We start from the raw sequence: 13,741 nt of genomic DNA on the forward strand, positions 1-13,741 counted from the left end.
GCCATCAGCAACGCATCGATGGTCAGATCGCTGCACATCCGAGGCTTCATCGACCAGCCGATCACTTGGCGAGAAAACAGATCCAGCACCACCGCCAAGTACAACCAGCCCTCATACGTGCGGATGTAAGTGATGTCGGTGACCCAGACCTTGTTCGGTTCACTGACATTGAACTGCCGCTCCAGACGGTTGGGCGAGGCCACCGGCGGCTTGCCACCGTAGTACCCGGGGCGCCGGCGATAACCGGTCTGAGAGCGCAGCCCCTCTCTCCTCATCAGGCGAGCCACACGGTGCCGGCCACAGGGCTCGCCCAGCTCACGCAGGTCGTCGTGGATCTTGCGGTAGCCGTAGACCCCGCCGCTTTCCAACCAGGCATGCTTGATCAATCCGAGCAGACGCTGATCTTCCTTGGCACGCGCGGATTTCGGCTCGGCCAGCCAGGCGTAGTAACCGCTGGGATGCACCTGGAGGGTCTGGCAGAGACGCCGCACCGGGTACTCCACCAACAGTTTGCTGATAACGGCGTACTTCAGCCGGACTCCTTGGCAAAGTACGCAGCGGCCTTTTTTAGGATGTCTCGCTCTTCGGTCACCCGCTTGAGTTCCGCGCGCAAGCGACGCAGCTCAGCCTGCTGATCATCTACCTGCTGCCGCTGTATTTGGGGTTTGCTGTAGCGCTTTACCCAGGCGTACAGGCTGTGCGTGGACACGCCTAAACGCTCTGCTATATCAGCAACGCGCAAGCCGCGTTCAGTGATGTGCTTGACCGCTTCAATCTTGAATTCTTCGGGGTAACGCTGGTTGCTCATGGCACCTCCTGCTGGGTCTCATTATGAGGCTTGGAGGTGTCTACGAAACTAGGGGCGATTCACGTCTCTACCGAGGAGCATTTGGCTTGGATGGAGAAGCACGACAAATTGGTAGACGACGTACTGGAACAAATGATTCGCGAGCATAAGCTGATGACGGCTGATAGGGAGTGTCATCAGTAATAATTCTCTAGTCTTCCAGGATTACGATTACAACGCTCTCTGGCTCTGCACCGCCCGACCAGGTGCCAGGTCGGGCGTAAATCCTATGGGGCTGATCGACGTAATTGTGATCAGCACTGGTTTTCTCCCAACTTGATAGGATCGTTGATGAGGATTAGTTTCGAAAAGGCTGTAGGCGGGCCAGAAAAAACGCTCCTCTACACTGCCAAAAGAGCAGAGGTGCTGAGCAACAATATAGCCGATGCTGGTACACCCAATTTCAAAGCCAGGGATTTGAATTTTGCCTCGGTGCTTGCCACTCAAAACAAGCAGGCAATTAACACTGAGTTTTCACTGGCCAAAACTAACCAGAGTCATATAAATACTGGTGGCTTGGAGGTTACTCTTAGCGATGCGGCCCTACTCTACAGGGTTCCCAATCAACCGTCGCTTGATCAGAACACAGTCGACGTTCAGGTTGAACAAGCAAAATATGCGGAAAATTCGATTCGTTTCCAGGCTGCATTTACTCGGCTGAACGGCGCATTCAAGAGGTTAATGATGGCCCTGAAAGGTGAGTGAAAAAGCAATCTTCCTTTGGCTCTGCGCCCGTAAGGAACCTCTGGGCTGTGCGAGACAGGCTCTCACTCGCTTTTAAACAACAGTCCCTCAATTCGATCGTGTTCTTCCCGTGTCGGTAGAGCGGTTGAATCTACATTGTCATCACTATCCGACTCGTCGTTTTTCGGCGAACCACGTTCAGGGTGGTAACCGCCATCTGCGTCGAACGCTACCCACCCGTACCACTCTCGGATGACCTTAGACGGTTGGCCGTCTTCCATTGCCACATACCAGTCCGCCAATCGAAAACGCTTACCGGCAAGCTTCGAAGTAGCCCTTTCGGCTCGAACCAACGCGAGATAGAGCGGGTGCGGCAGCTTTTCTATGGCTCCGGTTTCGTCGAGCAAGAAAGTGAACGAGGCGTGCGATAGTTGCCTTGTGGAACCGGCCAGCTCCTCTTCCTCGCCTAAGGTAAACACAGGAGCAAAGCCGCCCCCCTCCGTTCGAAAGTTGGTCGTTTGGCCTTGGTAGACCCTGGCAGCGTTCCACTGCACCTCGCCAGCATAAGCGTACGCGCGCAGGTCAAACTTCATTGGTCGTACCTGAGGGTCGGCGACGGTTCTACGCTCGCCAGGAGCTATAAGGGACTGGGCCAAGTAGTTTCCGCCAATGATTTCTTCCCAAACCCGCTTGGTGAGCTTGTCTCCTCGGTACGCACCGCGACTACCAAACCCGCTGACAGGCTTGAAAAAGAGGCTACGGCGGTTTTGCCAGAGGTGCTCCGCATTGCGATGCTCGACAGGAACGGTAAGCGGGACGTATTGGGCCAATACGGTTCGGATTTGCTGATCAACGCCAATCTCTTCCAAAAAACGTGCGTTGGTTAGGTCAACCAACCGGCGTTTGTCGGCATAAAGGGCATAGGCCTGAGGGTGTGGCGTTACCGTCACGACATCAGCCAAATAAGCGCTGCGCAGCGCGCTGCAATTGTCGCCTTCCAGATAGAAATCGGTGAGTCGGTTATAGACGAGATCCACAGGCTTTCCGTCGACCAAGAGGCACTCGTTGTGAAAGGCCAGATCGGCTGGGTCTGCGATTAGGCAGTCGATTCCTGCTGACTCGAATAACCGCTGAAAAAGAAGGAACTCCGGATACAGGTATTGGGCTTGTGGGCTTTCATCCAAGATCACCACGCGCGTGAGCGGACGTTGCTCGCCGCTCGCAGACCATTCCTGGGCGAACATATCCAGAATCAACTGCTCGAATCCTCCGGACCCGCCCCGCCCCGGCGATAGCCCGACTACGCCGCTGCAACAACTGCGCTGAGCGCGGGCGAGCAATACGTTTAGCATCGCTCCGCCGGCATTTGTGTTTATTTCGATAAGCCCAAGCTTGTCCTCAGCCAGATGAAAGTCGTAGCCAAAGAAGACGCCGCGCGCACCCCGAGGATCATGTCGTGCAATAGGAGGTGCAGAATCCAGAGCATGCTCACGCCAACCGGGCGAACTCACGGTCTGCTCGATGGCCTGAATAACCGCATTAACCTGGCGCAGCCGCAAGGATGAAACAAAGACCGGTCGTGCAGCAAACACATGGGCGCAACGTGACTTCAATAGCTCCGACAGCTCTGAATCCCCAAGCTGTTCGGTCAATGCGTTTACGAGCGCAGCTTGATCTAGGCTTACGCAGAAGCACGCTTCGTTGAGCGCTGCGGCTGTCGAACCGCATTTTCTTGATGAGGACGCTTGCACGTGAAACCTCCAGAACCAAATATACAGCTTCGAAAGTCTCGGCCTCTTTCGGTTCAGCCTGGCGTTTCTATGAGCGTAGGTCAGGGTCGTTGCTGGCACTCTGCCATTAACTAGGGAAGGTCTGAAAAAGACTTCCTGAATCTGGTGAAATACGCCGATCCCGCCAGCCGAGTTTTTCCATGAAGCAGATGACCTTCGCCGACGCCGAGTACGCCGGCAAGCGCAAGCAGACCCGTAAGGGATTGTTCCTGATCGAGATGGATCAGGTGGTGCCGTGGAAGGGATTGATTGCCCTGATCGAGCCACACTACCCAAAGGGTGAAGGTGGTCGTCCAGCCTATCCGCTGATGGCCATGTTACGTATCCATCTGATGCAGAACTGGTTCGGCTACAGCGACCCGGCCATGGAAGAAGCGCTCTACGAGACGACCATCCTGCGTCAGTTCGCCGGGCTGAGCCTGGAGCGTATTCCCGACGAAACCACCATCCTCAAGTTCCGTCGCTTGCTGGAGAAACATGAGCTGGCAGCCGGCATCCTCGGCGTAATCAATGGCTACCTGGGGGATCGCGGCCTGTCGCTGCGCCCGGGCACTATCGTCGATGCCACACTGATCCACGCGCCCAGCTCGACCAAGAACCAGGACGGCAAGCGCGACCCGGAAATGCACCAGAGCAAGAAAGGGAACCAGTATTACTTTGGCATGAAGGCGCACATCGGCGTGGATGATGAGTCGGGGCTGGTACACAGCGTGGTAGGCACGGCAGCCAACGTGGCGGATATCACCCAGGTCGACAAACTGCTGCACGGTGACGAGAACGTCGTCTGCGCCGATGCCGGCTACACCGGTGTCGAAAAGCGCCCCGAACATGCTGGCCGCGAAGTGATCTGGCAGGTCGCAGCACGCCGCAGCACCTACAATAAGCTCGATAAACGCAGCGCCCTGTACAAAGCCAAGCGCAAGATCGAGAAGGCCAAGGCACAAGTGCGAGCGAAGGTCGAGCACCCGTTTCGAGTGATCAAGCGCCAGTTCGGTTACGTGAAGGTGCGCTTCCGTGGCCTGGCCAAGAACACCGCTCAGCTGGTGACGCTGTTCGCGCTGTCGAACCTATGGATGGCGCGCCGACATTTGCTGACTACCGCAGGAAAGGTGCACCTGTAATGCGGAAAATGGCCACCGGAGTGGGGTCCGGGTGGCGAAAACGTAAGAAATACTCGTCGAATTGATTGTTTTTTGATCATTTGGCGAGTTTAAGTTGCGCTAGGTGGTATGCCGGGGAAATACATGGCTACTTCAGACCATCCCTAGACATAAGCTTTGGAAGCGTCATTGTGAAAGTCGTATGCCCCTCAGCTGATTCGCAAGCGATGGGCCCTTTGTGCGCTTCGACTATCGAACGAGTGATAGCCATGCCGAGGCCCGCATTCATGGTGGTTCCTTCGCGCCTTGCGGTGTCGACCCTATAGAATCGATCAAACACTCGGGCCTGAAGCTCGGCTGGAATCGTTGTGCCTCGGTTGGATATGGCTGTGCTAACCGAGCCACCGCTCTCGCTTATTTCAACGCTGATGGTGCTGCCTTCCTCTGCATATCGAACTGCGTTAGAGACTATGTTTGAGACGGCCCGTCTCAGCATCGATTTATCGCCATGTACCGATCCATCGCCTGAAAGCGCGATTTCTACCTTTTTGTCCTCGGCTGCAAGCTCGTAATATTCGATAACGCTCGCGGTAATCTCAGCCATGCTGGCATCTTCGGCATTGGGCGTAATCTTCCCGTTGTCCGCCTTGGCGAGGAATAGCATGTCATCGACCATCTTTGACATGCGCCTAAGTTCTTCGAGGGCGGAATACAAAATGTCTTTGTAGTCGGTATTCTCGCGGTCGCGCAAGAGCGCGACCTCCATTTGGGTAAGCATGCTGTTCAGCGGCGTTCTTAGCTCATGCGCGATATCCGCTGAGAAACCTGACAATCTGAGAAAAGAGTCGTCCAAGCGCGAAAGCATTTCGTTGAAGTTGTCTACGAGTTCATGCAGCTCGCCTGGCACCGACTCGGTTGGAATTCTGGTATCTAAGCAGTGGGCGGTTACCGTAGAAGAAGTCTTGGACAGTTCGTCTATTGGTTTTAAGCCTTTCCTGATCAGAACAACACCTAACGCGCCACTCAGAAGTGCACTAACGACAAGCGTATAAGCAAGCCACTGCTGAATCATATCGAAGAAGTGGATTCGGTGCGTTACATCCAAAGCCAAATAGATAACAGTGTCCTGCCCTTCTACCCACCGATTTACTTTTCTGGTAATTCCGCTGTAGTGGTGGCCACCGAAACTTACCGTCCAGCGTTCCTCTTGGATGTCTGTGACAAGAGGTAGCAAGCTCTCAGACAGATTGTGATGGGAGTAAACCGTCTTACCGTCTACTACAACCGCAGTCGCGAAGCCAAAGGAGTGCTCAATAACGGCATCGATCCTTGAAGCGGTCTCAGGCCCGAATGCTGAGCTGTTGAGTAGCGTACGCTCTACTGCAGCGGCCTTTTCATTAAGCACTTGTGCATCTTTGCGTTCGAAATGGAGCTGACAAAAATAATTAAAGCTGATTGCGGCCGCCAGCAGCACAACCGTAACCACGAGCATGAGAGCTATCGCCATTCTGCTCGTCAGTGACACTTTTCCCATCAGTACGGTCCTGGTTAGGCCATCAAGCACAAAAAAGCAGGTGGGGCACCCCCCACCTGCTTCGATCATTGTTACTCACACCCTCATATCCTATGCTGCGTCTGGATTTTCGCCATTTTGCGAGTGGTCGGCTTTGGCGGCCCCCATCATCTCACGACACTCTTTCATCATTCCACGCATGTCACCCATCATTTCCATATGCTTGTCGCCGCTCATCATGCCGGTTTCTGAATGGCTTTGGTCCGCTTTATCTGCCGCTGCGAAACTCAGTCCGCTCGCCAAGGTGATTGCGATTGCTGTAACGGTGATGGCCTTTCGCATGTTAAATCTCCAAGTTCAGTGGGTTATTCGCTTTTGATTAACAAGGTGTTTTCGCCAACGTTGGGCTCCTTGGGCTTGTCGCACTTACCGCTAGACATATGCTTCATGCATACGACCATCATCAACAAGCAGGGCAAGAGAAAGAGCAGGCTTGGCAGCGTTGTTGCCAACGCCGCAGTGCTTTGGTTCAGTAGCATGTAGCCAACCACAGCTGCGGTTAACCCCGTTACGACCGGATTGCGCTGCAGTACGCTTTTAATCTTGGATATTATGCTGCTCATCTAACTATCCCTCGGATATTAAGCTTGGCAGATTAGCCATTGTTCACGCCAACTGGGGTGCTCAGGAACTCTACCGTATGGATCTTCCCGTCGGGGGTCTTGACCTTCATCTCATACGTCTGGACTTGGGCACTAGTTCTATAGTTTTGAATCATTCGAGTCGTGCCGGTCGCCCCTGCAGGTGCGATGCTCAGCACTTGACCCTCTTTGACAAGCTCCTTAAGGGTGGGCTTTGCTCCTGCCGAGTCATTTAAGCGATTCAGCGTACGTTCGCTTCCGCCTTCGGCCATTGCAAGCGAGGAAGCAACGGTCAGAATAAAAGGAACGATTACTTTGGTTATGCGGTTCATGGTTTGCACCTCTTGGTTAGTTGATGCCTGTAGATTAAAGGCTTGCTACTTACAAGAAGGTGTTGCCAAGGTTACAAAGCGGTAATCGCTTCATTCTCGTGTTGGTACGACCGCCGCGCCTGCGGCGGTCGCTTTCTGCTCTTTACTGCTTTTCGATGCGCGTAATGGTGGAATCCATACCTTTCGAGGAGAACTCGAATTCGACCTGGTCCCCTTCTTTCAGCGTTTGGAGCTGATCAGGCTTTGCTTTGAAGCCCATCGTCATCGACGGCCAGCCCAACGCTTCGACCGGGCCGTGGGCAATGGTGACGGTTCCGCTCTCGGTGTTTACTTTCTTGACCGTACCTGTGGCTGTAGCGGTCTGTCCCGCCGACTTCTGGTCCATTGGCATGTTCATGCCTTTGTGATCCATCGGCATGCCGTCCATTGGCTCCTTGTCGGCGGCATAGGCGACTGGTACTAGGAAGAGTGAGGCAAGGGTGATGTGCTTGATGTTCATAGATGTTCTCCAGGGGAGTTGGTTGCGTGCTGGGCCTGCAATTGCCGGCGGCGCATCAGCAGGTAGGCTGCCGGCAGAACGAACAGGGAGAGCAACGGCGCGGTGATCATCCCGCCCACCATGGGCGCGGCAATACGGCTCATGATTTCGCTGCCGGTCCCGCCGCCCCAAAGGATGGGCAGCAGGCCAGCGATGATCACGGCGACGGTCATGGCCTTGGGGCGCACTCGCTGGACAGCACCTTCACGAATGGCGGCGAGCAGGACGCCTTCGCCATGGGCTCCAGCGTTAACCCGATCCGTCCAGGCGTTCTTCAAATACAGCAGCATAATGACGCCGAACTCAGCAGAAACGCCTGCCAGTGCGATGAATCCGATTCCTGTCGCTACGGATAGGTTGTACCCGAGCAGATATAGGAACCAGACGCCCCCGGTCAGAGCGAATGGCAGCGTAGCCATGATGAGCAGCGCCTCGCCAAAGCGGGCAAACGTTAGGTAGAGCAATACAAAAATGATCAGCAAGGTAGCCGGAACGACGAGCTTCAGCTTCGCGTTAGCGCGCTCCATGAATTCGAATTGGCCGGAATAGCTGATGCTCATGCCGGATTCGAGCTGGACCCCTTTGCTGATCTTTTCCCTCAGATCGCCCACCACAGCCGCCATGTCGCGGCCACGAACATCGACGTAAACCCAGCCCGACAGCCTTGCGTTTTCGCTTTTAAGCATGGGCGGTCCGTCTGTCACCTGTACTTTGGCCACGGTCCCCAACGTGATCTGGCTGCCTTGCGGCGTGTAGATCGGTAGGTTGCGCAGATCGGATATCGAGTCGCGCCACTCGCGGCCATAGCGGAGGTTGATCGGATACCTGGCGAGCCCTTCCACGGTTTCACCAATGGTTTGACCACCGATGGCACCGGCCACGATCGATTGCACGTCCGCGATATTCAGGCCGTAGCGTGCGGCGGCGACACGAACGATATCCACATCGATATACCTGCCGCCGGTCAGTCTCTCAGCAAGCGCCGAACTGACCCCAGGCACCGTTTTGGCGATTTTTTCCACTGCCTGGGTGGCTTTGTCGATCTGTGCCAAGTCAGTGCCATACACTTTCACCCCGATCGGGCTCTTGATACCCGTCGCCAGCATATCGATACGGTTTCGAATCGGCGGGATCCACAGATTGGCTAATCCAGGTACCTGTACGGTGCGATCCAACTCCTCAACCAGCTTGTCAGGCGTCATCCCAGGGCGCCATTGATCCTTCGGCTTGAACTGAATGGTCGTCTCGAACATTTCCAGCGGGGCGGGATCTGTAGCGGTGTCGGCTCGACCAGCCTTACCGAACACGTGTGCAACTTCTGGAACCGTTTTTATGAGCCGGTCCGTCTGCTGCAGTAGCTCAGAAGCCTTCTGAGCGGAGAGGCCTGGAAGCGCAGTGGGCATATAAAGGAGGTCACCTTCATCCAGCGGGGGCAAGAACTCCCCACCAAGGCGAGAGGCCGGCCACAAGCCTGTCAGGAAGACCAGAACAGCCACCAGCAGAGTCATCTTGGGCCAGCGCAGTACCGCGTCCAGGGCCGGCTTGTAGATCCAGATCAGGCCACGGTTGAGTGGATTACGGTGTTCGTCAGGGATTTTGCCCCTGATCCAATACCCCATGAGCACAGGAACCAGCGTGACAGACAGGCCCGCGGCGGCTGCCATTGCATAGGTTTTGGTGAACGCCAGTGGACCGAACAGCCGGCCTTCCTGCGCCTCCAGGGTGAACACTGGAATGAACGACAGCGTGATGATCAGCAGGCTGAAGAACAATGCCGGCCCCACTTCAACAGCCGCGTCAGTAATGACCTTCCAGTGCTCCTGGCCCTTCAAGGTGGAGTCAGGATGCCGCTTGTGCCAGGCCTCAATGTGCTTGTGGGCGTTTTCGATCATGACGATTGCTGCATCGACCATCGCTCCGATGGCGATCGCGATGCCACCCAACGACATGATGTTGGCGTTGATGCCTTGCCGCTGCATGATCACAAAAGCAATCAGGATGCCGATCGGCAACGACACGATGGCGACCAACGACGAGCGCAGATGCCACAGAAAAATCGCGCAAACTAACGCAACGACAATGAACTCCTCGATGAGCTTGTGCGTGAGGTTTTCAACGGCACTGTCGATCACCTTGCTACGGTCGTACGTCGTGACGATTTCGACGCCTTGGGGCAGGCTCGCTGTCAGCTCATCCAGTTTGGTCTGAACGGCAGCGATGGTTTCCCGAGCGTTCTTGCCGCTCCGCAGGATCACCACGCCGCCGACTACCTCACCTTCACCGTCAAGCTCGCTGATGCCCCGGCGCATTTCCGGGCCGAGCTGGAAATGCGCAACGTCCCCTAGCGTCACTGGCACGCCGCCGTCGAGACGCAAAGGAATGGCTCGAAAGTCGTTGAGTGTCTTCAGATACCCGGTCGCACGGACCATGAACTCGGTTTCTGCTAGCTCTAGAACACTCCCGCCGGTTTCACGATTGGCCTCGTCGATAGCTTGAGCGATCTGCTGTTGCGTCACGCCCCGGCTGGCCATCCGTATAGGATCCATTACGACCTGGTACTGCTTGACCATCCCGCCTATGGGTGCGACTTCCGCCACGTTGGGTAGTGTCTTTAGTTCATAGCGCAGAAACCAATCTTGCAATGAGCGCAGCTGTGAGAGGTCATGCTTGCCCGTTTGGTCTACCAAGGCATATTGGTAAATCCAACCGACACCTGTGGCGTCAGGCCCCAAGGCGGGTTTGGCGGCGGCAGGGAGCCGGCTCTGAACCTGACTCAGGTACTCCAGCACACGTGAACGGGCCCAATAAAGGTCTGTGCCGTCTTCGAACAGGACGTACACGTAGCTGTCCCCAAAGAAGGAGTAGCCGCGAACCGTTTTGGCACCGGGAACAGACAGCATGGTCGTCGTAAGCGGGTAGGTGACCTGATTCTCGACAATCTGCGGCGCCTGCCCTGGGTATGGCGTGCGAATGATGACCTGAACGTCGGAAAGGTCTGGCAACGCATCGACAGCAGTGTTCTTGACCGACCAGATACCCCAGGCCACCGCGAACAAAGTGGCCAGCAGGATCAGAAAGCGGTTGGCTACTGACCATCGGATTATGGCTGCAATCATTTCTGGCCCCCGAGCTTCTCGATGCGCTCGATGACCAGGCCTTCGTCGCTTTCACGCACGCCCACACGGACGCGGTCGTCGACTTGCAAGCCTGACAGCAGGGATTGATCCGCAACCGGAAAGGACATGGTCATCCCAGGCATGTTCAGCGTCTTGAACGGCCCATGCGACAGGCCAACCATGCCATCTTCCAGGCTGACGATCGTACCTTCAGCCTCGTGCAGCGCAGGTTCTGTAGAAGTTGCAGGCTCCTCCAAACCCTGAGCGGTCAGCCCGCGTAGGCTCGCCTCTGAATCCAGGAGAAACTGACCGGACGCCACGACCTTCTGACCGGCTTCCAGCCCTTCAAGCACCTCTGTCTGGTCATCGAATTCCCGGCCTGTGCGAACCTCAATCGGGCGGTAACGGCCTTGATCCTCGGCCAGCATCACCAATGCGCGCCGACCGGTGCGAATGACCGCCTCGGACGGGATGACCAAGACATCTTCGACGTTGCGACTCAACGTCACCTCGGCCGTCATGCCGGGACGAAGCCGTTGTTGCGGGTTAGGTAGCTCGACCCGGACACGCACAGTGCGGCTATCCAGGTTGGCCTGCGATAGTACCGTCTGGATCGTTCCTTCCAGCGTTTCACCCGCAAAAGCGGGCAGGCGCGTTGTTACTGATTGCCCTGGCGCTAAATTTGCGCTCCGCGCCTCTGGTACTGCAACTTCTAGCCAAACCGTGTCCAGGCCGTTGACGCGCGCAAGAGTAGCGCCGGCGGGTACGGTCATGCCCTCGCGAACGTCGAGGCTGTTCAGCACGCCGCCTATTGGACTCGTCACTGTCCAAACGGGGCGCGCTTTACCAGTTCGTTCTAGCTGCACTATGACTTCTGGCGGCATGCCAGCAAGGCGCAACCGCTGGCGAGCCGCTGCGAGCAGCTGGGGTTGGCCGACCCCTTTGAGCGCCAGGTACTCTTCCTGTGCGGCAGCCCATTCGGGAACCAAAAGATCGGCTAACGGCGCGCCTTTTTCGATGACATCCTCCGGTGCTCGGTCGTAAACGCGCTCGACAAAGCCACCGGCACGCGCCTGCACAACCGCCACGTCTCGCTCGTCAAACATCAACGCGCCTGTCGCTTCGAGCGACTGGCTGATCGATTCACGCGTTACGGTTGCCAAGCGCACGCCGAGATTCTGCGTCACGCTCGGGTCGATACTGATCGATGCCCCGTCGCTTCCCTCATCTGCATAGCGTGGAATCAATTCCATATCCATGAATGGCGACTTGCCCGGCTTATCGAACTTTTGCTGGGGGACCATAGGGTCATACCAATAGAGCACTTCCTTGTCTTCTTCTGCAGGCGATTGTCCGAAGGCTGCGGTAGGCAGACCGATTAGCGCTGCAGCGCTAATCATCAGAGGCAGACTGAAGGCGAGTACCAGCCGCTTGTGTTGGAATGTCATGGTCGGGTATCTCCAAAGGCGAAATGCAGGCGGGCATTGCTCAACGATCGATCGCGGGCGACGTCAATACGCCGTAGCCGGGTCTCCACAAGCTGTCGTCGCGCTTCGATCACAGCGGTCAGCTCACCGCTTCCGGAGCGGTAATCGGCCATGGCAAGGCGGACCTTCTCTTCAGCGAGGGGTAGTAAGGTTTTGTCGAGGCGGATGAGTGCGCGGTCCAGACGCTGATACTCAGCGAGGTCAGTACTCAGCTCTTGGTTGTACAGGCGCAAGGTCGCTTGGCGCTGAGCCTCGATCTGGGCAAGGCGAGCTCGTTCGGCCGCGATCTTCGGATCCTGCCGAGAGCTGGTAAACAGCGGCAGGTCGAAGCTGACGCTGAGGTTCACCATGTCGCCGTACTCACGGCCACGTCGCAGGTAGTCGATCCCCCAACTCCAATCCGGTGTTTTCTCTGCGATGGCCTGGTGAACCTTTGCCTCCGCTTCACGAGTCATCGGGTCGAAGGCGAGTAACGCCGGGTGCCGGTTCAGGTTGTGCTGATAGTTATCAACGGCGGCAAGCCATTGCGGCCAGTCACCTGTAAGCGGCTGGCCTGCTAGCTCGCCTATCCAGCGCCGGAGGCCGGCCCGCGCAACAGCCTGGTTACGCAGCAGCTCATCCTCTTGTTCAGCCAGCAATGCTGCCTCTTGCCTCGGAAGTACGCTGTCTGCGGTTTGTCCGCTGCCGCCAGCAATGCGGGCCTGAACAGCCCGCGAAAGGAGCTGATTCTCGCTGTAAAGCTGCTTGAAAAGGCTTAGCTTCTGCTCGACCGCGAAGCTAGCGATCCATGCCTCGGCGGTTGCTTGGCGCACACCGAGACGTTCAACCGTTTGCTGGGCGTTTGCGAGCGCAACACTAGCCTGCGCGGCCTCGACACGAGCGCGCCTTTTCGCTCGGTTTGGCACATCTTGCATGACCCCAACCATTTGCATGGTCATGGCCTCTTGCTCCAACTGCCAGCGAGCGTCACCTTCGATGGGCACGCTTTGCAGTCCAAGCTTAAGTTTAGGGTCAGGAAGCTCGCCGGCAGGGATTGCAGCGCTGCGTGCGGCCACCAGGTTGGCGGCTTGCGCATGCAGCGAAGGCGCGTCTTGCTCGGCCACGCTCAGAGCTTGTTCTAAGGTCAAAGCGGACGCTAACCCTGGAAACGAGAGCGCGCCCATGATCAAGGCGGCCACGTACGGCGGCGCCCAATAAATACGGGGTTTCATTTGCGAAGGATTCCTGATCTTTCATGCGAGCCAAAGGCGCGCAGTAGCCGGCCCGAATGCTCACTCGGGCGGTTCCTATAATTTGATCGGAATTAGACGCGGGGTGGACGCCAGACGGCGTCTAAAAGGCTAGAGGAGATCAGGCCGTTATAGGGAGTGGTCACGGGTTCAGCAGCAGGCATCAGCTGGGCTTTTATTGAGACAAGCTGAAGGATACTTGCAGTTTTGCATTCTTGGCCCGTCTTGCAGACGGTCTCCGTTCCATGCTCATTCGCTTCACAGCACTCGTGTTCAGCACCGTCATCGGCGCCAACCATCGAAGCGTGGTCGGTCGTCATGGCGCCCACACCTTCCATATCGGACATCACGTGATGCCCGGACGATCCAACCGGCATGAGCATTTCCGCTATCCCATTGATCGGAAGCGCAAGCACTAGCAGCAGGATAAGGAAGGAGCGCATTGTAGTGGTCAACCCATCCCG

The 13,741-nt window shown here is 56.5% G+C and carries 12 protein-coding genes and 1 pseudogene; 2 read left to right on the plus strand and 11 right to left on the minus strand.

Annotated features, from left to right (window positions below; all coding sequences use genetic code 11):
• Positions 1-808: pseudogene (locus FEZ61_RS24120) on the minus strand (IS3 family transposase); the annotation flags it as partial.
• A 330-nt stretch (positions 809-1,138) separates the two neighbouring features.
• On the opposite strand from FEZ61_RS24120, the gene flgB reads away from it, so the two are divergent.
• Positions 1,139-1,552: a flagellar basal body rod protein FlgB gene (gene flgB / locus FEZ61_RS24125; RefSeq protein ID WP_064309071.1), complete on the plus strand. Its 414-nt coding sequence runs from the start codon at positions 1,139-1,141 to the stop codon at positions 1,550-1,552.
• 62 nt (positions 1,553-1,614) lie between these two features.
• On the opposite strand, the gene FEZ61_RS24130 is transcribed toward flgB, so the two are convergent.
• A complete protein-coding gene (locus tag FEZ61_RS24130; RefSeq protein WP_026084059.1) occupies positions 1,615-3,282 on the minus strand; it encodes a hypothetical protein in 1,668 nt (555 codons plus the stop codon).
• A gap of 179 nt (positions 3,283-3,461) precedes the next feature.
• Between FEZ61_RS24130 and FEZ61_RS24135 the strand changes: the two genes are divergently transcribed.
• Positions 3,462-4,442 carry an IS5-like element ISPpu18 family transposase gene (locus FEZ61_RS24135; RefSeq protein WP_132833230.1) on the plus strand — a complete coding sequence of 327 codons (981 nt, stop codon included), beginning with the start codon at positions 3,462-3,464 and terminating at the stop codon, positions 4,440-4,442.
• Positions 4,443-4,569: 127 nt separating this feature from the next.
• Here the strand turns inward: FEZ61_RS24135 and FEZ61_RS24140 are convergent, their stop codons facing one another.
• The 9 genes from FEZ61_RS24140 to FEZ61_RS24290 all read right to left on the minus strand — a co-directional run.
• The gene (locus tag FEZ61_RS24140; protein WP_017642859.1) at positions 4,570-5,955 is read right to left on the minus strand and encodes a heavy metal sensor histidine kinase; all 1,386 of its coding nucleotides are present in this window, start codon (positions 5,953-5,955) and stop codon (positions 4,570-4,572) included.
• Between the two features lie 90 nt (positions 5,956-6,045).
• On the minus strand, positions 6,046-6,276 hold the full coding sequence (locus tag FEZ61_RS24145; RefSeq protein ID WP_003292646.1) for a hypothetical protein: 231 nt from the start codon (positions 6,274-6,276) through the stop codon (positions 6,046-6,048).
• A 23-nt stretch (positions 6,277-6,299) separates the two neighbouring features.
• Positions 6,300-6,557, minus strand: coding sequence for a DUF2933 domain-containing protein (locus FEZ61_RS24150; protein ID WP_017642860.1), 258 nt, complete (start codon positions 6,555-6,557; stop codon positions 6,300-6,302).
• Positions 6,558-6,589: 32 nt separating this feature from the next.
• Positions 6,590-6,907 carry a co-regulatory protein PtrA N-terminal domain-containing protein gene (locus FEZ61_RS24155; RefSeq protein ID WP_003292648.1) on the minus strand — a complete coding sequence of 106 codons (318 nt, stop codon included), beginning with the start codon at positions 6,905-6,907 and terminating at the stop codon, positions 6,590-6,592.
• 142 nt (positions 6,908-7,049) lie between these two features.
• On the minus strand, positions 7,050-7,406 hold the full coding sequence (locus tag FEZ61_RS24160; RefSeq protein WP_003298789.1) for a copper-binding protein: 357 nt from the start codon (positions 7,404-7,406) through the stop codon (positions 7,050-7,052).
• Positions 7,403-10,561 (minus strand): efflux RND transporter permease subunit, encoded by a 3,159-nt coding sequence (locus FEZ61_RS24165; protein ID WP_017642861.1) that lies wholly within the window; start codon positions 10,559-10,561, stop codon positions 7,403-7,405. Before FEZ61_RS24165 ends, FEZ61_RS24160 begins: the two co-directional genes overlap by 4 nt.
• Complete coding sequence (locus FEZ61_RS24170; RefSeq protein WP_017642862.1) at positions 10,558-12,009, minus strand: efflux RND transporter periplasmic adaptor subunit; 1,452 nt, start codon at positions 12,007-12,009, stop codon at positions 10,558-10,560. The genes FEZ61_RS24165 and FEZ61_RS24170 overlap by 4 nt, the downstream gene beginning before the upstream one ends.
• The gene (locus tag FEZ61_RS24175; protein ID WP_003292652.1) at positions 12,006-13,259 is read right to left on the minus strand and encodes a TolC family protein; all 1,254 of its coding nucleotides are present in this window, start codon (positions 13,257-13,259) and stop codon (positions 12,006-12,008) included. The genes FEZ61_RS24170 and FEZ61_RS24175 overlap by 4 nt, the downstream gene beginning before the upstream one ends.
• Positions 13,260-13,351: 92 nt before the next feature.
• Positions 13,352-13,741 (minus strand): hypothetical protein (locus FEZ61_RS24290; protein WP_242455233.1); only part of this gene is annotated, 390 nt, incomplete at its 5' end.

It is taken from the genome of Pseudomonas sp. MS15a(2019), from assembly GCF_013277805.1.
Taxonomy (GTDB): domain Bacteria; phylum Pseudomonadota; class Gammaproteobacteria; order Pseudomonadales; family Pseudomonadaceae; genus Chryseomonas; species Chryseomonas benzopyrenica.